Source organism: Pedococcus sp. P2_E5, from assembly GCF_056403895.1.
The window spans coordinates 91,602-110,839 of record NZ_JBFUEP010000004.1 but is presented as its reverse complement, the minus strand read 5'-3'; the positions used below and the strand labels follow the sequence as shown (position 1 = coordinate 110,839).

Genomic DNA, 19,238 nt, shown 5'->3' with positions numbered 1-19,238 from the left:
ACGCCGTCCTGACGCTTCGCAAGCAGATCGACGCGGTCGTGCGCGACGTCGTGACCGCCGGCGTCGCCAGCGGCGAGTTCACCGTCGACGACGTGCCCGACACGACCTTGGCGCTGATGTCGATGGCGGTCGACGTCGCCCGCTGGTACGACCCCGAGATCAAGCGCTCCCCCGAAGCCATCGGCGCGGCCTACGCCGACCTCGGCCTGCGCCTCGTCCGCGCCGGCTGAGGCACGCGTCGTYGGCTCGACCGGATCGGACTAGTCGCGGGTCAGCTTGCGATAGGTGACGCGGTGCGGACGCGCCGCGTCGGCCCCGAGGCGCTCGATCTTGTTGGCCTCGTAGGACTCGAAGTTGCCCTCGAACCAGTACCACTTCGCCGGGTTCTCGTCGTCGCCCTCGAAGGCGAGGATGTGCGTCACCACTCGGTCGAGGAACCACCGGTCGTGGCTGATGACCACCGCGCACCCCGGGAAGTCGAGCAGGGCGTTCTCGAGCGAACCGAGCGTCTCGACGTCGAGGTCGTTGGTCGGCTCGTCGAGGAGCAGCAGGTTGCCACCCTCCTTGAGCGTGAGCGCCAGGTTGAGGCGGTTGCGCTCACCACCGGAGAGGACGCCGGTCTTCTTCTGCTGGTCGGGGCCCTTGAACCCGAACTGCGACACGTAGGCGCGGGACGGGATCTCGACCTGGCCGACGTTGATGTAGTCGTGGCCGCCGGACACGGTCTCCCAGAGGTTCTTGGTCGGGTCGAGGCCGCCTCGGCTCTGGTCGACGTAGGAGATCTTGACCGTCTCACCGACCTTGACCGAGCCGCTGTCTGCCTCCTCGAGCCCGACGATGGTCTTGAAGAGTGTGGTCTTGCCGACGCCGTTGGGGCCGATGACGCCCACGATGCCGTTGCGCGGCAGGGTGAAGGACAGGTCGTCGATCAGGACGCGGTCGCCGAAACCCTTGGTGAGGTTCTTGACCTCGATGACGGTCGAGCCCAGTCGCGGGCCGGGCGGGATCGCGATCTCGTCGAAGTCCAGCTTGCGGGTGCGGTCGGCCTCGGCGGCCATCTCCTCATAGCGCGCCAGACGCGCCTTGGACTTCACCTGACGGGCCTTGGCGTTGGAGCGCACCCACTCGAGCTCCTCCTTGAGGCGCTTGGAGAGCTTGGCGTCCTTCTTGCCCTGGATGGCCAGACGTGACTGCTTCTTCTCCAGGTAGGTCGAGTAGTTGCCTTCGTAGGGGTAGGCACGGCCTCGGTCCAGCTCGAGGATCCACTCGGCGACGTTGTCCATGAAGTAGCGGTCGTGGGTCACGGCGACGACAGCGCCGTGGTAGGCCGCGAGGTGCTGCTCGAGCCACAGCACGGACTCGGCGTCCAGGTGGTTGGTGGGCTCGTCGAGCAGGAGCAGGTCGGGCTTCTGCAGCAGCAGCTTGCACAGTGCCACGCGGCGGCGCTCTCCACCGGAGAGCACGGTGACATCCGCGTCCGGCGGCGGGCAGCGAAGGGCGTCCATGGCCTGCTCGAGCTGGGAGTCGAGGTCCCAGGCGTCGGCCGAGTCGATCGCCTCCTGGAGCTTGCCCATCTCCTCCATCAACGCGTCGAAATCGGCGTCCGGCTCGGCCATCTCGGCGGAGATCGCGTTGTAGCGGTCGACCTTGGCCTTGATCTCGCCGGCGCCCTCCTCGACGTTGCCGAGGACCGTCTTCTCCTCGTTGAGCTCGGGCTCCTGCATGAGGATCCCCACCGTGAAACCGGGCGTGAGGCGGGCTTCACCGTTGGAGGGGTGGTCCAGCCCGGCCATGATCTTCAGGACCGAGGACTTGCCGGCTCCGTTGGGCCCCACCACGCCGATCTTGGCGCCGGGGTAGAAGGAGATGGTCACGTCATCGAGGATGACCTTGTCGCCGTGGGCCTTGCGGGCCTTCGACATGACGTAGATGAACTCGGGCATGGGGGCAAGGCTATCCGCCGGGGCCCCCACGCCCGAATCCGCCTCAGACGGACGAGAGCTCGCGCTCGCTCTCGCCGCGAGGCACCAGACCCGTCGGCTCCTGGGCCACCACGTAGTCATCCGTCTCGGGATCACCGGTGTCCTGGTCGTCCCCGGTGCCGCGTCGGGCGGCCAGGTCGCCGGGGTCGTAGGAGCCGAAGTCCTCCTCCTGCGCAGGAGGCTCGCCCTCGAGCGCCGTCATCGCGTCCTGGACGCCCTCGTCGGCCATCCGGTCGTGGGTGTCCAGCTGCGCCCGGGTCACGCGCGTCAGGGCGGTGGTCCCCCAGCTGAGGTCGTGGCCCACGTTGTAGGCGTCGATCTCGACGGACGTGGCGTGGGTGTTGTCCTGACGCATCCACTGGTTGACCCGCAGGCGTCCGTAGACGACGACGGGCTCGCCCTTCTTGAGCGAGTGGGCCACGTTGGCGCCGAGCGACCTGAAGGCCGTGACGTTGTAGAAGCTGGTGCCGGCGTCCTCGTACTCGCGGGTCTTCGGGTTCGGCCGTCGCACCGTCGACGCCAGCCGGAAGGCCGCGAAGGGCACCCCGTTGCGTGTCGTGCGCGACTCCGGATCGGCGACCACCCGGCCGGTCACCGTGATATAGGACTCGTTCATCTCGCTCACCTCATCTGTGTGTCGTTTCCCTGTGGGTTGACGCAACAGTGAGGCAACGCGAGTCCGTGGACGAGCGAGCGCGGGCCGGGCTGGGGATGCCGTCCCGGGCGGGTAGGGGCCTGTGCACAGGCCCCCGCGCATCCGCGCCGTATCCAGGCTCCTAGCGACGCGAGCTGGCCGGGGCCAGCCGCACCTCCGCCCGGTCCAGCGACTCACGGGTGGCGCGGTGCCGGTCGAGGACAAGTCGCACCGGACCGACGATCCGCTCACGGGCGACCCCGGCGACCTTGTCGGTCAACATGCTCCGCACGCGCTGCCCACGGCGACGGGCGCCTGCGCGCCCGAGGGTGCGCGCGAGCGCGGCGAGCGCCAGCCCCAGCAGCAGGCCTCCGGCGAACATGAGCAACGGGTAGGGCAGCGGCCCGAGCCGTGGCGTGTCCAGCTCGGGAAGCGCCAGCCACCCCATCACGACGAGCACGGCCAGCCAGAGGAACCCCAGGGCCGCGACGAAGGCAAGGACGAGCTGGGCGAGCCCGAAGACCTGCCACCACATCGGGGGCCGCATCTTCAGCGACGTGCCCACGACGGCCTGGTCGAGGGCGTCAGCCAGCTCGGGACCGGGCGGCGTGGCCGCGTCGGCGACCGCTTCGGCCCACCGGTTCGGCAGACCTTCCGCCGCCTGGTCCCCGACCTTCCGGGTGGCCAGCTCGACGGCCGACCGTGCCGCAGGGGTGGGCGGCGGGAGCGACGAACGCCCCAGGACGGTCCGCACGTCGCCCGCCGTGACGGCGAGCTTCTCCTCCACCGCGTCGCGGGTGTTGAGGCGCAACCGCTTCATCGGGTCGGGGCGCAGGGCGCGCACCCAGCGGGTGAACGGCCACCCGGTGCGCCCCCACGCCTGGTTGCGGTAGTCGCGCTCGACAGCCGCCACGACCGTCGGGATCCCGGCAGCACGGGAGAGCGCGTCGACCAGCTCGGCGTCCACCGTGTCGGACAGGGTCGGTTCGGTCAGGGCCACTCCCCCGCGCAAGGTGGTAGCGCTGGCCGAGACGTCGGCGAGGAGCCGGTGCTGGGCCGCGTTCTGGGCGGCGACCGCCGTCGCCAGTCGCAACCGGAGGTCGTCGATCCCCGTGCCACCGGTGGCAGACGTGGAGATCACCTGGACCCCCGGGATGCCGTCCTCCGCCGCGAGCCGCGCGAGGTCGCGACGGATCTGACCCATCGAGTCCGAGGACAGGCGGTCGGCCTGGTTGAGCACCACGACCGTCACGGCGTGATGGGTCGACAAGGTGCGCAGGTAGTCGTCGTGCAGCCGTGCATCGGCGTACTTCTGCGGGTCGGTGACCCACACGAAGACGTCCACGAGCTCGAGCACCCGCTCGGACTCGGCGCGGTGCGCTTCCACCCGCGAGTCGAAGTCGGGCAGGTCCAGCAGGACCAGCCCGTCGAGGTTCCAGGGGCTGTCGGGGCCGCCCGTCGGGTCCGTGGTCAAGGGGTCCACGTGGTGGCGCTGGGCCACGGACAACCAGTCGAGCAGGTCCGTGGCGTCCTCGTCACCCCAGACGGCTGCCACCGGGCGCGAGGTCGTCGGCCTCCGGGCCCCGACCACCGCGACGGTGGAGCCGACCAGGGCGTTGAACAGGCTGGACTTGCCCGAACCCGTGGCACCGGCGAGCGCGACGACGGTGTGGTTGCCGGTCTTGGAGATCCGCCCGGCGATCTTGTCGACCACCGCGCGAGCGGAGGCCACCCCGGCCGGGTCGAGCTGGTTCCCACCAGCGGCCATCGCCTGCTCGAGGGCACGCGAGCGTGCGGTCAGCTCCTCCGCACTCACGGACTTGACCTGCTTTCGGCCCATCTTCAACGGGCTCATCGAACCGCCTTCACCGCTGCTGCCGCGTCGGCCAGGCGTTCGGCCTGGCCTTCTGTCGTCTCCACCCCGTCGAGGGCACCGTCGTAGCGAAGTCGCTCCGCGGCATACAGCTCCTGCACGTGCTCGAGCAGGCGCTTGCGAGCCTTCGCCGCCATGTCGCGCACCGCCTGGTCGCCGAAGATCGCCTCGAGCACCTTCTGGGCGAGCACTGCGGTGCCACCGGCGATGCCGACCTCGGCCCCGATCAGGCCTCCGGTGTGGGCGAACGCCACCAGCATCAGGATCACCCCGATGCCGTTGAGCCCGTAGGCCGCGATGCGCGCCGTGGTGCGGCGGTCCTTGCCCTCGCCGCGCACGAGCTCGAGGACCTCGACCTGCCAGTCGCGCACGAGCCGTTCGATCTGGGGCGACAGGTCGGTCGAGGCCTTGGACAGCCCGGGAGTCTGGTCGAGCAGTGGATCTCCCCCGGGGAGCTGGCGCCACATGCGGGCGACCGTCGCCGCAGCTCCCTGGCCCTGGGCGTTGATGAGGGCGGCGACACCGGTCTGGAGTGCCTCCCCCAGGTCGCCCGAGGGTGGGGCCTGGCCCTTCAGCGCCGCCGTGATCCGGTCGCGGACCTTCGAGATCGTCGACTCGACCTGCTTGAAGAACTCGCCCGTGCCGACGTACTCCTGCCAACGGGCCAGTACCTCACCGCGCAGCAGCGTGCCGTCGGTCATGCCGTGCTCGACGTTGGCCAGGGCCTCGCGGTATGCCGCGTGGGCGGCGTCGTGCAGCGCGTCGAGGGCCTGCGCCTGCTGCCGGGTGGCCGTGACGAGGACACCGGCCCGCTGGTCGAGGCTGCCGAGGGCGCCGTCGAGGGTCTGCTTCACGATGACCGAGCGGGCCCGGGCATCGCTGGCGAGCGCGGTCAGCCAGGAACGCAGGCGGGCGACGTCGGGCTCGGGAAGGCGCCCCTCGGCGGTCAGGTCGGCCTCGGGGATCCCGAAGATGGGCGCGGTGGACAACCCTTGCTCCCGCAGCATCGAGGCGAGGTGGCTACGGATGTCGGCCATCGCCTCGGGCGGCACGCGGTCGAGCACGATGGCGATGGCGGTGCCGTGCTCGGACGCCTGGCGCAGGAGGTCCCACGGGACGGCATCGGCATACCGAGCGGCCGTGGTGACGAAGAGCCAGAGGTCGGCTGCCGCGAGCAGCTGGGTCGCGAGCGCACGGTTGGCACTGACGACCGAATCGATGTCGGGCGCGTCGAGCAGCGCCATGCCCGGGGGCAGCGAGCTCGACACGACCAGGCGCAGTGCGCTGACCCCGTCGCCTGGACTCCCCGCTCCGGTCACCCGGCTCAGCCCCGGCAGCACCCGGTCGTCGCTGAACCACCGCGCGTCCTGGGGGTGGTGGACCAGGACCGGGGTGGTCGTCGTCGGGCGCAGCACCCCCGAGCGGCTCACCTCGGCATCCACGATGGAGTTGACCAGCGTCGACTTGCCGGCCCCGGTCGAGCCGCCGACGACTGCGAGCAGGGGCGCGTCGAGAGAGCGCAGTCGCGGGATGACGTAGTCGTCGAGCTGCTTGAGGAGGGCGTCGCGGGTGGTCCGCCCGGTCACCACGTCGGGGATGTCGAGGGGCAGACCCGCCTGCTCGACCTGTTCACGGAGGGTCGTCACGGCGCCCAGCATCGACATGGCGTCGTCCCTTGAAATCACACCGTAAGCCTAACGAATCGGACGCTGTGCACCGTGCGCGACAGACCCTGTGGGAGCAGTCGTTCGGTAAAGATCCGGTCCGGGCCTAGAAGCGTCGGAAGTAGTCGTCGTAACCGCTGGCCGTCGACCCGTCGCCGGCGCTGGTGCGAGGCTGGAGGCGTTCGACGGGTTCGATCAGCTCGACACCGTCGAGGGTGAGGTCGTCGATGTTGGCGTCCTGGGCCGGCGCCGGACGCCAGCGGCGGGGCTCCCGGACGGGTTCGTCGTCGGGCTCGTCGAACTCCGCGGGCAGCCGCAGCCACCAGATCGCGGCCACCGCCAGCAGCAGCAGGCAGACGACAGGCATGGGCAGACCGTTGAGCAGCTGCTCGGTCGTGTTGGGCCCGGGGTCGTAGGTGACGACCTCGCTGTCCGCAGGGGGTGCGTCGGGGTCACCGCGGACCAGTCCCACTGCCGTGCACGCCACGAAGGCCAGGTTCAGCAGGAACGCGGCCACCCAGACGACGAAGGTCTCCCAGCGCAGCAGTGCGGAATGGCTGACCGGCTGCGCAAAGTGGAGCATGCCGAGAACCGCCAGCAGCAGCAGGGAACCGAAGAGGATCGCGCTCGGTGACTGGCCGAAGCCGAACCCGTACATCGCGAACATGAAGAGCCTGTCGAGGAACGGGGTTGGCTCCGCGAGCTGCTCGCCGTTGGTCCCGAAGCTCTGGCTCGTCGACTGGAAGACCAGCCAGCTCTGGTAGGCCGTGGCGACGACAGCCACCGCCGCGGACACCTCGAGCAGTCGAGCCGACACGAACCACGTGCGCGGCAAGGTCCAGTCCAGCCGCCTCGACGTCAGCTGCATGGTCGGCCCCTTCCTCCCGGCGTCCAATCTAATGGAGGGCGGCGCCGCCACAATGGCCTGATGCGCATCTTTGCCGCCGTCGTGCCGACGGAGACCGCCCTGGAGGACCTCGCCGAGTTCCTCGACCCCCGCCGTGACGCAGGCCCGGACCTGCGGTGGACCGACTCCAGCCTCTGGCACGTCACCACCGCCTTCATGGCCGACGTGCCCAGCCGGCTGGTCGAGGCCCTGGTGGACGGTATCGCCGAGGCCGTGGGCGAACGTCGCCCCATGTCGTTGCGCCTCAAGGGTGGCGGCGCCTTTCCCAACCCGTACGAGGCACGGGTGACCTGGATGGGCATCGACGGGGAACCGGAGTCCCTGGAGTCCCTGGCCGGTCTGGCGCGGGCCGTTCGGCGCGCCTGCAGCCACGTCGGCGCCAGCCCCGAGGGCGGGCCCTTCACGCCGCACCTCACCGTGGCCCGCTCGCGCCACCCCTTCGAGGCCACGCGGTGGCTGCGCGTCCTCGATGCGTATGCCGGGCCGACCTGGACCGCGGACGAGGTCACCCTCTTCGCGTCGCACCGCGGCGAGGGTAAGGGCCGCCCGCACTACGAGCCGATCGCCGTGGTCGAGCTGGCCGGCTGAGCGCACGACCTCTGGCCAGCCATGCCGCATCAAGGGACCGATCCAGAGGGTGGACGGGGCATGTGCGGCCAGAAGTCGCAGGCGCGGGTCGGGCCAACGCTGCGCTCGGCTCCCGATTGGTGCCCCCGGCAGGACTCGAACCTGCGACCTAGAGATTAGAAGGCTCTTGCTCTATCCAGCTGAGCTACGGGGGCAATGGCGCAGAGTCTAGGACGAGCGCCGCTCATCACTCAGTTGCGCCAGGCGGCGCAGGGCGAGCTCGGCCAGCAGGGCCGCGCCGTCGGGGACCACCGAGTCGTCGAAGTCCGCTCGCGGGGAGTGGTTGTCCGGAGCCGAGTCGAAGTCCGCGACCGGGCAGGCGCTGAGGTTGACGTAGGCGCTCGGCACCAGCTGCCCCACGAAGGAGAAGTCCTCCGAACCCATCTCCGGGTCGCGCTGGTGGGCGTAGCGCTCCGCTCCGAACAGGTCGACGATCGTGTCCTTGACGAACGCGTACTCGACCTCGTCGTTGACCGTCACCGGGTAGCCCGGCAGGTGCTCGACCTCCGCCGTCAGGCCGTGCCCCTGCGCGAGCCGGGTCGCGAGCAGCTCGATCTTGCGACTGACCACGGCCCGGGCCTCCTCCGACAGGCTGCGCACCGTCGCCTCGAACACCGCGTCGTCGGGGATGATGTTGTCCTTGGTGCCGCCGACGAACTTGCCGACCGTGATGACGACCGGGTCGAAGACGTCGAACTGCCGCGTCACCAGCGTCTGCAGCGCGACGACGATCTCGCACGCCACGGGGATCGGGTCCTTGGCACGGAACGGCTGCGACCCGTGACCACCCTCGCCGACGACCCGCACCCTGACCTCGTCCGCGGCCGCCATCAGCGGCCCCGGGCGCCCGAACCACGTCCCCAGCGGGTGCTCGGAGGAATAGACGTGCAGTGCGTATGCCGCGTCGACGCGCCTCCCAGCCGCCTCGAGCAGACCCTCCTCGATCATCGGCCTGGCGCCGCCAGGACCCTCCTCCCCCGGCTGGAACATGAACACGACATCGCCTGCGAGCTCGTCGCGCAGCTCGTGCAGGATGCGCGCGGCGCCCACGAGTCCCGCGACGTGGAGGTCGTGACCGCACGCGTGCATCAGGCCCTCGTGGCGCGACACGAAGTCCAGCGGCAGGTCCTCGCTGACGGGCAGGGCGTCCATGTCCCCTCGTAGCAGGACGACCGGCCGCCCGTCGCGTCGCGGCTCGGCGTCGCTGCCGGCGTCCCTCACGCCGTCGCTCCCGCCGTCGCTCCCGCCGGTGCTCGCGGCGTCGCTCGCGGCACCCCCGCGGCCGCGGAGCACGGCGACGACCGACGAGAGCGACTCCCCCAGCGTGATCTCGAGGTCCAGGCCGGCCAGTGCCTCGAGGACGGCCCGCTGCGTCAAGGGCAGCGACATCCCGACCTCGGGGATCTGGTGCAGCTCGCGCCGCAAGGCGATGAGGTCCGGGCCGATGGTCGAGGCGATCTCGAGGGTGCGCACCCGCTGCACGCTAGTACGCCCCGAGGAAGTCCCTGCGGCTCACCGTGATGGTCTGGAGCAGGTCACGTTCGGTCTCCAGCGCCCGCTCATCGGCAGCGCTGTGGTGCATGCGCGCCCGGAGCAGGGCCAGCTCGCTCGCGGAGTCCTGGAACCGGCGCATCGACCGCAGCATGGCGCGACCACCCGAGGTCCTCGCCCAGACCCGGGCGGACCGACGCCCGTTCATGGTCGAGAGCATGTGGACCTCGCTCGGAGACAGCCATCCGGCGTCGGCGTACTCACTGAGGTGCCGGCCGATGAGGCGCCCCTCGCGGCGGCGCGCCCAGACCACCAGGGCGACGAAGGCGACGAAGATCGGCACCTCGACGAGGAGGTAGACCGACAGCAGCCCCGCCCCGCCCGTGATGGCTGCGAGGTTCCACACGGCGTGGGACAGGGCCGCCAGGAGGTATCCGGCGACCGGTGCGAAGACCCTCAGCCCGCGGTGGCGGGTCGTGGCGGCGATCCCGATGCCGATGCCGGTGAGGACCGTGAACATGGGGTGGGCGAACGGGGTGAACAGGCAGCGGGCGAGGAACGTGCCGGTGAGCGACGCGTCGCCGCCGTGGTCGTAGGCCATTCCGAGGTATTGGATGTTCTCGGTGAACGCGAAGCCCGCCGCGACCACTCCGGCGTAGACCATCCCGTCGATGATCCCGTCGAACTCGCGACGCCGGAACCACCACACGAGCAGGACGAGCAGGCCCTTGCAGGCCTCCTCCACCAGCGGAGCCGAGAACACGGCCGTGGCGAGCATCGCGTCGTCGTCACGACCGGTGGCGGCCTGGAACGCGACATTGGCGCCCGTGTTGAAGACCCCCGCGGCCAGCGCCGCGACGAGCGCACCCCACAGGAACGCCGTCACGAGGTAGCGCCACGGCTCTGCCTCGAACCGGTCCAGCCACAGGAAGGTGGGGATCACGATGCCCAGCGGGATGGCCGCGAGGACCACGGCCAGGAGAGTCGTGACCACGCCCAGGGTCGCCCCGTAGTAGACGGACAGGACGATCGCCGCCAGCCCGAACCCCACCACCATGACCCCCACGAGCAGCCAGCCGCGCAGCCTGCCGCGACCGGTCCCACCGGTGGACACCTGGCCCGGCGGCACGGAGGCGGGCCCGCCCGCGGGCGATGCGTCCGCGGCATACCCCTGCTCTGGTCCCCACGTCATGACGGGCAGGGTAGTCGAGGCGGACGTGGCGCCGCCCTGTCACCACTGGGCAATATGGTGGTCCGGTGACTGCCACCCCCACCGACCGCTCCGTCAACGACCGCATCGTCTGGATCGACTGCGAGATGACCGGGCTCTCCCTGGAGGCCGACGCCCTCATCGAGGTCGCGGCGCTCGTGACCGACTTCGAGCTCAACCAGCTGGGCGACGGCGTCGACGTCGTCATCACGCCCCCGGCCGAGGCGCTCGAGCAGATGGACGACTTCGTGCGCACGATGCACACCACCTCGGGACTGCTCGAGGAGCTGGCCGGAGGCACGACAATGCAGGACGCGCAGGAACAGGTGCTCGCCTACATCCGCGAGTGGGTGCCCGAGCCGCGCAAGGCTCCGCTGGGCGGCAACACCGTCGGCACCGACCGCAACTTCCTCGCCCGTGACATGGCCGAGCTCGAGGCCCACCTGCACTACCGCATCATCGACGTGTCCTCGATCAAGGAGCTGTCTCGGCGCTGGTACCCGCGCGCCTACTTCGGTTCGCCCAAGAAGTCCGGTGGGCACCGGGCGCTCGCCGACATCCGTGAGTCCATCGCCGAGCTGCGCTACTACCGCGAGGCTGTCTTCGTGGCTCCCCCCGGCCCCGACAGCGACACGGCCAAGGGCATCGCCGCGCGTCACGTGGTCAACCACAGCTGACCGACGCGCAACCGCCCTCGGTATGCCGTGGGCTCGCCGACGGCGCACCCCTCACCGACGCGCTGGTCTTCCCGGGGTGGTCACGAGCACGGGTCCGGAACAGGTACTATTGGCGTCGCTTCCGCGGCCGGCATTGTCCGGTCGTGACGCATGGTGGGCGTAGCTCAGCTGGTAGAGCACCGCGTTGTGGTCGCGGGGGTCGCGGGTTCAAGCCCCGTCGCTCACCCCATACCGAAGGCCCCTGACCGAGATGGTCGGGGGCCTTCGTCATGCTCTGGTGCAGGTGACCCGGCGACGGGACACTGGCCGTATGCCGGGCTGCTGCGACCCCCAGGGGTACGAGAAGGTCTTCGGGCCCCGCTTCGCCCAGCGACAGGCCCGTCGCTACCGCAAGCGCGGACTGGGCTCGACCGAGCGCGACATGGTCGACTTCCTGACCCGCCGCGGGGTGACGGGGGCCTCGGTCCTGGAGATCGGTGGCGGGGTCGGCGAGATCCAGCTCGAGCTGCTGCGGCGTGGGGCGGCCCGGGCGACCAACCTCGAGCTCGTGGCCGCCTATGACGGCCCGGCGCGCTCTCTGGCGGACGAGGCAGGCCTCGCCGACCGGGTCGACCGACGGCTGCACGACATCGTCGAGGCGCCGGAGGAGGTCGACGTGGCCGACGTCGTCGTCCTGCACCGCGTCGTCTGCTGCTACCCGGACTACGAGCGACTCCTGGGCGCCGCCGCCGACCACGCGCGGCACCTGCTCGTGTTCAGCCACCCACCGCGGAACCTCGGCACCCGGGCGTACATCTCGGCGCAGAACGCCGCGTTGCGCCTGGTCGGCCGACCGTTCGACTCGTTCACCCATCCACCCGAGGCCATGCTCGGCGTGCTGCGCGACCGTGGGCTCACCCCGGTGCATGCCCGCCGCGGGCTCGTGTGGCACGTCGAGGGGCTGGTGCGCGAGGCCGGCTGAGACCTTGGCTGGCGAGCTGACGGGCCGACAAACGAGCCGACAAACGGGCTGACTGGCGGGCTGACTGGCGGGCTGACTGACGGGCTCACTCGGGGGCACTGGGCCTGATCCCGCCCCCGTCCGGCAGGATGGTCGGGTGTTCATGGACTCCGACGGCAAGCGCAGGGCCATCCGGATCGGCGTCTGGGTGGCGATCCTCGGGCTCCTCCTCGGCGTGCTGAGCTCGCTCGTCATGGCAACCGGTGCCGACGCCCACGCGGCGCTGAAGTCGATCTCCCCCCAGGACGGCTCGTCGCTGGCCACCGCGCCGACGCAGGTCGTGCTGACCTTCAACGAACCGATCGGCGCCAGCTTCGCGACCGTGACCGTCACCGGAGCCCAAGGCGCAGTGTCCTCCGGCAGGGCGGTGGTCGACGGCGTGACCGTCACCCAGGCCCTGGCACCCGACCTGCCCAACGGCCGATACACCGTCGCCTACCGCGTCGTGAGCGAGGACGCGCACCCCGTGGCGGACAGGACGACCTTCACGGTGGCGGCCGCTGCGACGCCCCCGTCGTCCCAGACCAGTGCGCCGTCGGCCACGCCCCTGCCGGCGACCACGGGGTCGGCCACCGCAAGCCCGGCACCGACCCTCGCCGACGATGCCAGCGACGCCAGCGACGCCAGCGACGCCAGCGACGGCCGGGGTCTGCGGATCGGGTTGGCCGTCGGCGTCGCGGCTCTCGCCCTGGCTGGCGGGACCGCCCTGGTCGCCTCCGGTCGGCGGCGATCCGGCGACGATCCGGGCGAATGAGCCGTGGCGTCAGCCGATTTCACCCGGCCCGCCTCGTCCTGCTAAGGTCTCTCCTCGCGCGCCATTAGCTCAATTGGCAGAGCAGCTGACTCTTAATCAGCGGGTTCGGGGTTCGAGTCCCTGATGGCGCACCAAACCAAGGCCCCTGRCTGCGGAATCGCAGCCAGGGGCCTTAGTCGTTCGTTGGCGCGGACCACGATGCCCTCACTCCCCGCGGGTCAGGAGTGCAGCAGCGCGGCGCCCATCGCGGGGAACCGGGGAACTGTCTTCAGTGGGTCGAGGAACTCGAAGACTCGTCGTACTGGCCCGGTCGCGCCGACCAGGCACACGTGCGTCGTTCGGGCTGCGGCCATGATCATCTCCGCGCAGCCGAGGTCGCAGTACCGAAGGGCGGTCACGTCGACAATGAACTTCTCGTCGCGAACACTCGTCATCGCGCTCAGGTGCGTCTCGAGCAGTGATCGGGTAGCGCGGTCTGCCCCGCCAGACAGCGTCAACACCGACACCGAGCGATACGCGCGACGCCTGGCCAGCAGCTCCATGCGTCGGCCGCCCGCGCTCCTCGGTTTGGCGCCCGGCGTGCCGCCATCCGGTGATGGTGGCATTTCCGATACCGGTTGGCTGCGACCAGCGTCCGCGAGTAGTTCGGGTGTGGAAGCCTGGGCAAATTCCATGTGACTCTCCGACGTTGCGCATTCTCGCCGCCGAAGTCCAGGGAGGCCCTATGCCACCACCGTACGCTCGAAACTCGCAGCCTTGGCCCTTCGGCGATGACCAGAAAATCGCTGGCTCCACCAAAAGGGAGAGTCAAGGCCAGCACTGCCAAATGCCCTGACTACTTCACGAAGCGCTGGACGAAGGCCAGGGCGGTGTCGGCGACTTCGCGCCAGCCGCTGTCGATGGTCAGCGCGTGACCGCGGCCCGGCATGTCCGTGATCTCGGTGATGCCCTGGTTGCGCTTCTGCTTCTTGTACGACGCGTTCGCGATCGCCCAGGGGACCACGTGGTCCTTCTCGCCGGAGACGATCAGGAGCGGGCCACGGTCTGGGTTCTTGCTGTTCACCTTCACCTCGGTCCACGGGTTGAGGTTCGCGCTCGCGGCCTGGAAGATCGGCGCCCCGGCGGCAGGGACGGCGTAGGTGTCGTGCAGCTGCTTCGCCTCGTCCTCGCTGACGGGGTTGGCGAAGGCGTACCTGAACYGCTCATAGGTCAGGGGTACTGCCCGGTTGCGGTTGGCGCGGTTGGACAGCACCGGGGACGCGGACTTCAGCGCCGAGTCCGGCAGCGGCAGAACGCCTCGGAACGGTGCGGGGTCGATCGCCACCGAGGCGGCGGAAAGGCCACGGCCGGCGAGGATCTGGGTGAGCAGCCCGCCGAACGAGTGGCCGATCACGACTGGCTTCTCGTTGAGCCGTCCGATGATGGCCGCGTAGTGGTCGGCCACCTCGCCGACGGTCTTGTGGGCGAAGACCTCTGCGTGGGCGTTTGCCTCGTCGACGGTTGCCGGGTCGGGCCAGCCGGGCGTCAACGCGGCATACCCGTTGTCCTCGAAGAGCTTGGCCCACCTGTCCCAGCTGCTCGGCAGCAGCCACAGGCCGTGGATGAAGACCACCGGCGTGCGGCCGGTCGCGTTGCACTCGGCGACTTCGTGCTCGGTGACGGTGTCGATGACTGGGATGTGGTGGACATGACGCTGCTCCTCGCTTTGGGTGCGCACTCGGGGTGAGTAGTTCAGGGCGTCGCAGGACATCCACTTCACCGTTTCTCGACACCACTCCTCGTCCGTGTTCCCGATTCCGGACCGCCCTGCGTCTCCGCCATGGTGGCGAGGACGAGCTTGCGACGTCGTTGGCGCCGGGCAACGTCAGCGCCTGCTCCGGTGCCTGTCTCTCGTGGCGGACTGTGCGCGTTGGATTCACCCGGGTGTGTAACTTCTCCGAGATGGCAGCTCATCGGCCGACCCTGCCGCCTCACGCCGGCGCCGCAGTGGGCCAGTGCGTGGGCCTCTCCTGTGCCTTTGCCCGGTGCGACCCTTGGGCCTGAACTGGGCGCTCATGGTGGCCGCGGCCCTGTTGGTCGGGTTCGCCAAGACATCCATCGGCGGTGTGGCGACGATCGCGGTCGCGTTGTTCGCGTTTGCGCTCCCGACAAGGGAGTCGACTGCGGCCCTGCTCGTCCTGCTGCTCGTAGGTGACTGCGTGGCGGTGTGGCACTACCGCCATGCTGCCGACCTGCGGCTGTTGCGGGCGCTGATCCCCGCGGTCCTTCCGGGACTCGTCTTCGGGTCGCTCTTCCTTGCCKCAGTCGACAACGGGGTGCTGCGTCGCGGGATCGGCGTGATGCTGTTTGTCCTCGGCCTCCTGCAGCTCGTGATCCATCGCGCAGAACGGGAGGTCGCGACGCACGCCTCGTCGAGGTGGGTGAGTCTGTCCACCGGCCTGGCTGCCGGTTTCACCACGATGACCGCGAATGCGGCAGGGGCAGTGATGACGCTCTACCTCGTCGCGAGAGGCGTCGACAAGCGACGCTTCTTGGGGACGAACGCCGTGTTCTTCCTCGGGATCAACCTGTGCAAGCTGCCTTTCAGCGCCGGCTTGGGCCTGCTTTCAGGCGCGACCCTTGTTCGCTCGCTCGTCCTTGCTCCGGCTGTCTTGATCGGTACGTGGGTTGGGCTTCGGACGGCCCGGCGCCTCAGCCAAGCCCACTTTGACCGGGCGGTCCTGGTGGCAACGCTCGTCTCAGCCGCTGTGTTGGTTGTCGCCTAGGTCACGACTGACGGAGGTTGTTCTACCGTCCGGGCTTTGCTGCGACTCCAAGCGCCTGTCAACGCACCTGGGACAGCACTGTGGTGGCGATCTCCTCGAGGTGGTCGATGTCGCTCAGGTCAAGCGTCTGAAGGTAGACGCGACTCGCGCCGATCTCCCCATACCGGCCGATGAGGTCGGCGATCTGGTCTGCGGAGCCGACGAGGCCGGTTGCCTGGAGACGCTCTGGGTCAAGGCCGGTGTTGGCCGCGCGGCGCCGCAGGACGTTGTTGTCCTTGCCCAAACAGACCGCGAGAGCGACGGAGTGCCGAAGGGGGGTGTCGCGACCGACGTCCGCGCATGCTGCCGCTGTCCGTCGGAATGTCGTGCGGGTTGTCTCCACGGATTCGTTGATGACGTTGAACTCGGCCGCGTACTTCGCCGCCAGCATGGGGGTCCGCCGCTTGCCGGTGCCGCCGATGATGATCGGCACTCCGCCCGGTTGGACTGGCTTGGCCAGGGCGGTGGATTCCACGAGTGTGTAGTGGGAGCCGTCGTAGCTGAAGGTCTGTCCGACGGGGGTTCCCCAGAGCCCGGTGACGATGGCGAGCTGCTCCTCCAGGCGGTCGAACCGCTCGCCGATGGATGGGAACGGAATCCCGTATGCCGAGTGCTCGGCTTCGAACCATCCGGCGCCCAGGCCAAGCTCCACCCGTCCGCCACTCATCGCGTCGACGCCGGCCACCTGGATGGCGAGCGGTCCGGGGAGCCGAAAGGTCGCGGCGCTCATCAGGGTCCCCAGTCGGATGCTCGACGTGTCGCGGGCGAGGCCGGCGAGGGTCGTCCAGGCGTCGCTGGGGCCGCTGCCACCGTCCCCGCTCATGGCCAGGTAGTGGTCGGAGCGGAAGAATCCCGCGAAACCGAGGGACTCCGTCGCCCGTGCCACGGTGACGAGGTCGTCGTAGGTGGCACCCATCTGTGGTTCGGTGAAGATGTGCAGCTCCACCAGTCAGACACCGCCGGGGAACGCGGCTGAGTCTGCGGCGGGGTGGGGCGTGAGCCCACGGCAGAGCGCGCGGGCGGCGCGCACGGCGGTGGTCATGCCTGTCAGCGTGGAGTTGCAGGCGAGAGCGGTCGGCAGGACGCCGTTGCCGGCGACATAGAGGTTCTCGAAACCCCACACCAGCCCGTCGGGATTGCACACGCTGGTGCCGTCCTCCACGGGACCCATCCGAACGGTTCCGGTGAAGTGCAGCGACGATCCCGCGGCGAGGAGGGCGGACTCGGTCTCCGGGTCGAAGGCGCCCAGCGCCTCGGCGGCCGTCTGCTGCACCTGGCGCGCCCTACGGATCAGGGCCTGGTCCTGATCGCTGTAGGAGAAGCGCACCGAGATGCGCGGCATACCAGCGGCGTCCGTGCGCTCGTCGGAGAACTCGAGTCGGTTGTCCGCGTTGATCTCCGTCGGCACGTAGAACCCGAGTCCAACCGTGTAGGCCAAGGGGTTCTGGTCCTCGTCGACGTGGACCTGGTTGGCGATCTGGACGTGGAAGGGCTGGGCAGGCCCGCTGTGCGGGATCCAGAGGTGGTCGCTCATGAACTCGCCGGGGTCCATCGGGCTCACCGATTCGAGGGGGAAGCCCAACCGCTGCGGATCGGTGAAGACACGGCCCGAGAGGAAGGCGTGCTCATTGAGATAGCGCCCCAGCGCCTCCGGGCGGATGTCCGAGGCGAACAGCAGCTGCGGCGTCCTGATGGCATCGGCACAGACCACGGTGACAGCGGCGGACACGTCGCGGTGTTCTCCGGTGGCGACGTCGCGGAGCCGGGCGCCGGTGACCACGCCCTCGTCGTGCAGCAGGCGAACCGCCTGCGCGCCGGACATCAGCGTGAAGTGCGGATCGGTCCGATCGTCCTTGATGGGAGCGAAGATCGTGTTGGGCGCCGTCCGACGTCGCACGCCGGCGTCGTCGTTGCGGACTGCCATCGGCATGGGTTGCAGTGCCCGACCCGGCGCACTGACGCCGTCGAACACGTCGTGGAGGGCGTCCATGACCAGGGTGCCGGCAGCAGTTGGCGGGAATGGTTCGCGGTTGACGCCGAGCAGCTCGGTCGCCTCGGCCAGGTCTGCGTCCCACTCGGACGGGGGGATGAAGTCCGGCACTTCACTGCCCCACGGCCACGGCGTTGCCGCGGTCCAGTGGACCCCCATGCCACCCACGTTCCAGGCCACGGCTGCCGACGGCATCCCGTCCGAGTCCTCGCCGATGGACGCGAGGTGGTACATGCCAGGCTCCACGTCTACCAAGGTGCTGCCGACATCGGACGTCGGAGGTGTGCCGGTGTAGAAGCCCTGGATTCCCGAGGAGACCTGGAAGTTGTAGCGCTCCCACAGGTGCGGCTCGGGCACGTCATGCAGGTGCTGACCGGGAAGGGAGCCGATCACCGGCCCGCCGTCGACCATCAGGATTCGGGCCTCTGGCCGCTCGTCGCGGATTCGTCGCGCCACCGCCGCGCCCATGAGACCACTGCCCACGATCAGCACATCATGGCCATCGTTCGAACTGTTCATCAGTGCCCTTCCACGGCTGTGCCAACGAGTTTCTTGATGCGGTATGCCGCGGAGCTCAGTCGGCGTTGCTGCTGAAGGCGGCGTCGAACGAGCTCGTGGGCAGGTCCCACAGCAGGGAGCGCACGAACCGCTGCGCCTCCTCGGCGCCGTGGAGGCGGTCCATGCCGGCGTCCTCCCACTCGACCGAGATCGGACCGGCGTAGCCGACGTGACGAAGCGCGCGGAAAGCGTCCTCCCAGGGGACGTCACCGTGTCCGGTGGACACGAAGTCCCAGCCACGCCGGGGGTCACCCCATGCGAGGTGCGATCCGAGGACGCCGGCACGACCGCTGTTCGCTCTGATCCGGGTGTCCTTGCAGTCGACGTGGTAGATCCGCTCCGCGAACTCGACGATGAAGCCGACCGGGTCGACGCCTTGCCACATCATGTGGCTGGGATCCCAGTTGAAGCCGAAGGCCGGTCGGTGACCAACCGCCTCGAGGGCCCGCACGCAGGTCCAGTAGTCGTAGGCGATCTCGCCGGGGTGGACCTCGTGGGCATAGCGGACGCCCTCGTCGTCGAAGACGTCGAGGATGGGGTTCCAGCGAGCCGCGAAGTCTTCGTACCCGGCGTCGATGACGTGGCCCGGGACCGGAGGAAACATCGCCACGTAGGGCCAGATCTTCGAGCCCGTGAAGCCGGTGATCACGTCGACGCCGAGCTTGCGGGCGACCTTTGCGGTGAGCTTGAGCTCTTCCGCCGCACGCTGCCTGACGCCCTCCCCGTCCCCGTCGCCCCACACCCTGGGACGAAGGATGGCCTGGTGCCGAAAGTCGATCGGGTCGTCACAGACAGCCTGACCCGTCAGGTGGTTCGACAACGCCCAGACCTTGAGCCCGTGGCGGTCGAGCAGGTCGAGTCGCCCTTGCAGGTACGCGTCGTCCTCGGCCGCCCGCCAGACGTCCAGGTGCTCAGCGGAACAGGCGATCTCGAGTCCGTCGTAGCCCCACTCGGCGGCGCGCTTGGCCACTTCCTCCAGTGGGAGGTCCGCCCACTGGCCGGTGAACAACGTGACGGGGTGGGTCGATGGTGCTGACACTGCTTGCTCCTTCGTTCAGTCCAGTGCG

18 protein-coding genes and 3 tRNA genes are annotated in these 19,238 nt (G+C 69.6%); 8 read left to right on the top strand and 13 right to left on the bottom strand.

The window, feature by feature from the left end:
• Window positions 1–230 (top strand): TetR-type transcription factor C-terminal domain-containing protein (locus AC1DVZ_RS02520; protein ID WP_477616606.1); only part of this gene is annotated, 230 nt, incomplete at its 5' end.
• 30 nt (window positions 231–260) lie between these two features.
• Here AC1DVZ_RS02520 and ettA read toward each other — a convergent pair.
• The 5 genes from ettA to AC1DVZ_RS02495 all read right to left on the bottom strand — a co-directional run bounded on the left by ettA (window position 261) and on the right by AC1DVZ_RS02495 (window position 7,021).
• A complete protein-coding gene (gene ettA, locus AC1DVZ_RS02515; protein WP_477616605.1) occupies window positions 261–1,943 on the bottom strand; it encodes an energy-dependent translational throttle protein EttA in 1,683 nt (560 codons plus the stop codon).
• A 43-nt stretch (window positions 1,944–1,986) separates the two neighbouring features.
• Window positions 1,987–2,598 (bottom strand): single-stranded DNA-binding protein, encoded by a 612-nt coding sequence (locus AC1DVZ_RS02510; protein WP_477616604.1) that lies wholly within the window; start codon window positions 2,596–2,598, stop codon window positions 1,987–1,989.
• A gap of 160 nt (window positions 2,599–2,758) precedes the next feature.
• The gene (locus AC1DVZ_RS02505; protein WP_477616603.1) at window positions 2,759–4,471 is read right to left on the bottom strand and encodes a GTPase; all 1,713 of its coding nucleotides are present in this window, start codon (window positions 4,469–4,471) and stop codon (window positions 2,759–2,761) included.
• A complete protein-coding gene (locus tag AC1DVZ_RS02500) occupies window positions 4,468–6,174 on the bottom strand; it encodes a dynamin family protein (protein WP_477616602.1) in 1,707 nt (568 codons plus the stop codon). Before AC1DVZ_RS02500 ends, AC1DVZ_RS02505 begins: the two co-directional genes overlap by 4 nt.
• 85 nt (window positions 6,175–6,259) lie before the next feature.
• The gene (locus AC1DVZ_RS02495; RefSeq protein ID WP_477616601.1) at window positions 6,260–7,021 is read right to left on the bottom strand and encodes a hypothetical protein; all 762 of its coding nucleotides are present in this window, start codon (window positions 7,019–7,021) and stop codon (window positions 6,260–6,262) included.
• Window positions 7,022–7,081: 60 nt separating this feature from the next.
• Between AC1DVZ_RS02495 and thpR the strand changes: the two genes are divergently transcribed.
• Complete coding sequence (gene thpR, locus AC1DVZ_RS02490) at window positions 7,082–7,648, top strand: RNA 2',3'-cyclic phosphodiesterase (RefSeq protein ID WP_477616600.1); 567 nt, start codon at window positions 7,082–7,084, stop codon at window positions 7,646–7,648.
• 117 nt (window positions 7,649–7,765) lie between these two features.
• On the opposite strand, the gene AC1DVZ_RS02485 is transcribed toward thpR, so the two are convergent.
• From AC1DVZ_RS02485 to AC1DVZ_RS02475, 3 genes are all read right to left on the bottom strand, one after another.
• Window positions 7,766–7,842 (bottom strand) — tRNA-Arg (locus tag AC1DVZ_RS02485).
• 13 nt (window positions 7,843–7,855) lie between these two features.
• Entirely contained in the window at window positions 7,856–9,160 is a 1,305-nt protein-coding gene (locus AC1DVZ_RS02480) for a M20 metallopeptidase family protein (protein WP_477616599.1), read from the bottom strand.
• A gap of 10 nt (window positions 9,161–9,170) precedes the next feature.
• A complete protein-coding gene (locus AC1DVZ_RS02475; RefSeq protein ID WP_477616598.1) occupies window positions 9,171–10,370 on the bottom strand; it encodes a PrsW family intramembrane metalloprotease in 1,200 nt (399 codons plus the stop codon).
• Window positions 10,371–10,435: 65 nt separating this feature from the next.
• On the opposite strand from AC1DVZ_RS02475, the gene orn reads away from it, so the two are divergent.
• From orn to AC1DVZ_RS02450, 5 genes are all read left to right on the top strand, one after another.
• The gene (gene orn, locus AC1DVZ_RS02470) at window positions 10,436–11,065 is read left to right on the top strand and encodes an oligoribonuclease (RefSeq protein WP_477616597.1); all 630 of its coding nucleotides are present in this window, start codon (window positions 10,436–10,438) and stop codon (window positions 11,063–11,065) included.
• A gap of 153 nt (window positions 11,066–11,218) precedes the next feature.
• Window positions 11,219–11,294, top strand: a tRNA-His gene (locus tag AC1DVZ_RS02465).
• Between the two features lie 54 nt (window positions 11,295–11,348).
• The gene (locus AC1DVZ_RS02460; RefSeq protein WP_477616596.1) at window positions 11,349–12,026 is read left to right on the top strand and encodes a methyltransferase domain-containing protein; all 678 of its coding nucleotides are present in this window, start codon (window positions 11,349–11,351) and stop codon (window positions 12,024–12,026) included.
• A gap of 142 nt (window positions 12,027–12,168) precedes the next feature.
• Window positions 12,169–12,819 carry a copper resistance CopC family protein gene (locus AC1DVZ_RS02455; protein ID WP_477616612.1) on the top strand — a complete coding sequence of 217 codons (651 nt, stop codon included), beginning with the start codon at window positions 12,169–12,171 and terminating at the stop codon, window positions 12,817–12,819.
• A 58-nt stretch (window positions 12,820–12,877) separates the two neighbouring features.
• Window positions 12,878–12,953 (top strand) — tRNA-Lys (locus AC1DVZ_RS02450).
• A gap of 84 nt (window positions 12,954–13,037) precedes the next feature.
• On the opposite strand, the gene AC1DVZ_RS02445 is transcribed toward AC1DVZ_RS02450, so the two are convergent.
• Together AC1DVZ_RS02445 and AC1DVZ_RS02440 are read right to left on the bottom strand one after the other, a co-directional pair.
• On the bottom strand, window positions 13,038–13,493 hold the full coding sequence (locus tag AC1DVZ_RS02445; RefSeq protein ID WP_477616595.1) for an STAS domain-containing protein: 456 nt from the start codon (window positions 13,491–13,493) through the stop codon (window positions 13,038–13,040).
• Window positions 13,494–13,654: 161 nt separating this feature from the next.
• Window positions 13,655–14,536: an alpha/beta hydrolase gene (locus AC1DVZ_RS02440; protein ID WP_477616594.1), complete on the bottom strand. Its 882-nt coding sequence runs from the start codon at window positions 14,534–14,536 to the stop codon at window positions 13,655–13,657.
• A 307-nt stretch (window positions 14,537–14,843) separates the two neighbouring features.
• Between AC1DVZ_RS02440 and AC1DVZ_RS02435 the strand changes: the two genes are divergently transcribed.
• Window positions 14,844–15,584: a sulfite exporter TauE/SafE family protein gene (locus AC1DVZ_RS02435; RefSeq protein WP_477616593.1), complete on the top strand. Its 741-nt coding sequence runs from the start codon at window positions 14,844–14,846 to the stop codon at window positions 15,582–15,584.
• A gap of 58 nt (window positions 15,585–15,642) precedes the next feature.
• Here AC1DVZ_RS02435 and AC1DVZ_RS02430 read toward each other — a convergent pair whose 3' ends face one another.
• The 3 genes from AC1DVZ_RS02430 to AC1DVZ_RS02420 are packed head-to-tail and all read right to left on the bottom strand — an operon-like array spanning window position 15,643 to window position 19,210.
• Window positions 15,643–16,569 (bottom strand): LLM class F420-dependent oxidoreductase, encoded by a 927-nt coding sequence (locus AC1DVZ_RS02430; protein ID WP_477616592.1) that lies wholly within the window; start codon window positions 16,567–16,569, stop codon window positions 15,643–15,645.
• 3 nt (window positions 16,570–16,572) lie between these two features.
• Complete coding sequence (locus AC1DVZ_RS02425) at window positions 16,573–18,132, bottom strand: GMC oxidoreductase (RefSeq protein ID WP_477616591.1); 1,560 nt, start codon at window positions 18,130–18,132, stop codon at window positions 16,573–16,575.
• A 55-nt stretch (window positions 18,133–18,187) separates the two neighbouring features.
• The gene (locus AC1DVZ_RS02420; protein WP_477616590.1) at window positions 18,188–19,210 is read right to left on the bottom strand and encodes a sugar phosphate isomerase/epimerase family protein; all 1,023 of its coding nucleotides are present in this window, start codon (window positions 19,208–19,210) and stop codon (window positions 18,188–18,190) included.
• Window positions 19,211–19,238: the final 28 nt, after the last annotated feature.

Bases quoted from the DNA above. Each gene is read 5' to 3' on its own strand.
- ettA (WP_477616605.1), bottom strand. From the start codon at position 1,943: ATGCCCGAGTTCATCTACGTCATGTCGAAGGCCCGCAAGGCCCACGGC.
- thpR (WP_477616600.1), top strand. From the start codon at position 7,082: ATGCGCATCTTTGCCGCCGTCGTGCCGACGGAGACCGCCCTGGAGGAC.
- AC1DVZ_RS02510 (WP_477616604.1), bottom strand. From the start codon at position 2,598: ATGAACGAGTCCTATATCACGGTGACCGGCCGGGTGGTCGCCGATCCG.
- AC1DVZ_RS02425 (WP_477616591.1), bottom strand. From the start codon at position 18,132: ATGAACAGTTCGAACGATGGCCATGATGTGCTGATCGTGGGCAGTGGT.
- AC1DVZ_RS02455 (WP_477616612.1), top strand. From the start codon at position 12,169: ATGGACTCCGACGGCAAGCGCAGGGCCATCCGGATCGGCGTCTGGGTG.
- AC1DVZ_RS02475 (WP_477616598.1), bottom strand. From the start codon at position 10,370: ATGACGTGGGGACCAGAGCAGGGGTATGCCGCGGACGCATCGCCCGCG.
- AC1DVZ_RS02505 (WP_477616603.1), bottom strand. From the start codon at position 4,471: ATGAGCCCGTTGAAGATGGGCCGAAAGCAGGTCAAGTCCGTGAGTGCG.
- AC1DVZ_RS02445 (WP_477616595.1), bottom strand. From the start codon at position 13,493: ATGGAATTTGCCCAGGCTTCCACACCCGAACTACTCGCGGACGCTGGT.
- AC1DVZ_RS02495 (WP_477616601.1), bottom strand. From the start codon at position 7,021: ATGCAGCTGACGTCGAGGCGGCTGGACTGGACCTTGCCGCGCACGTGG.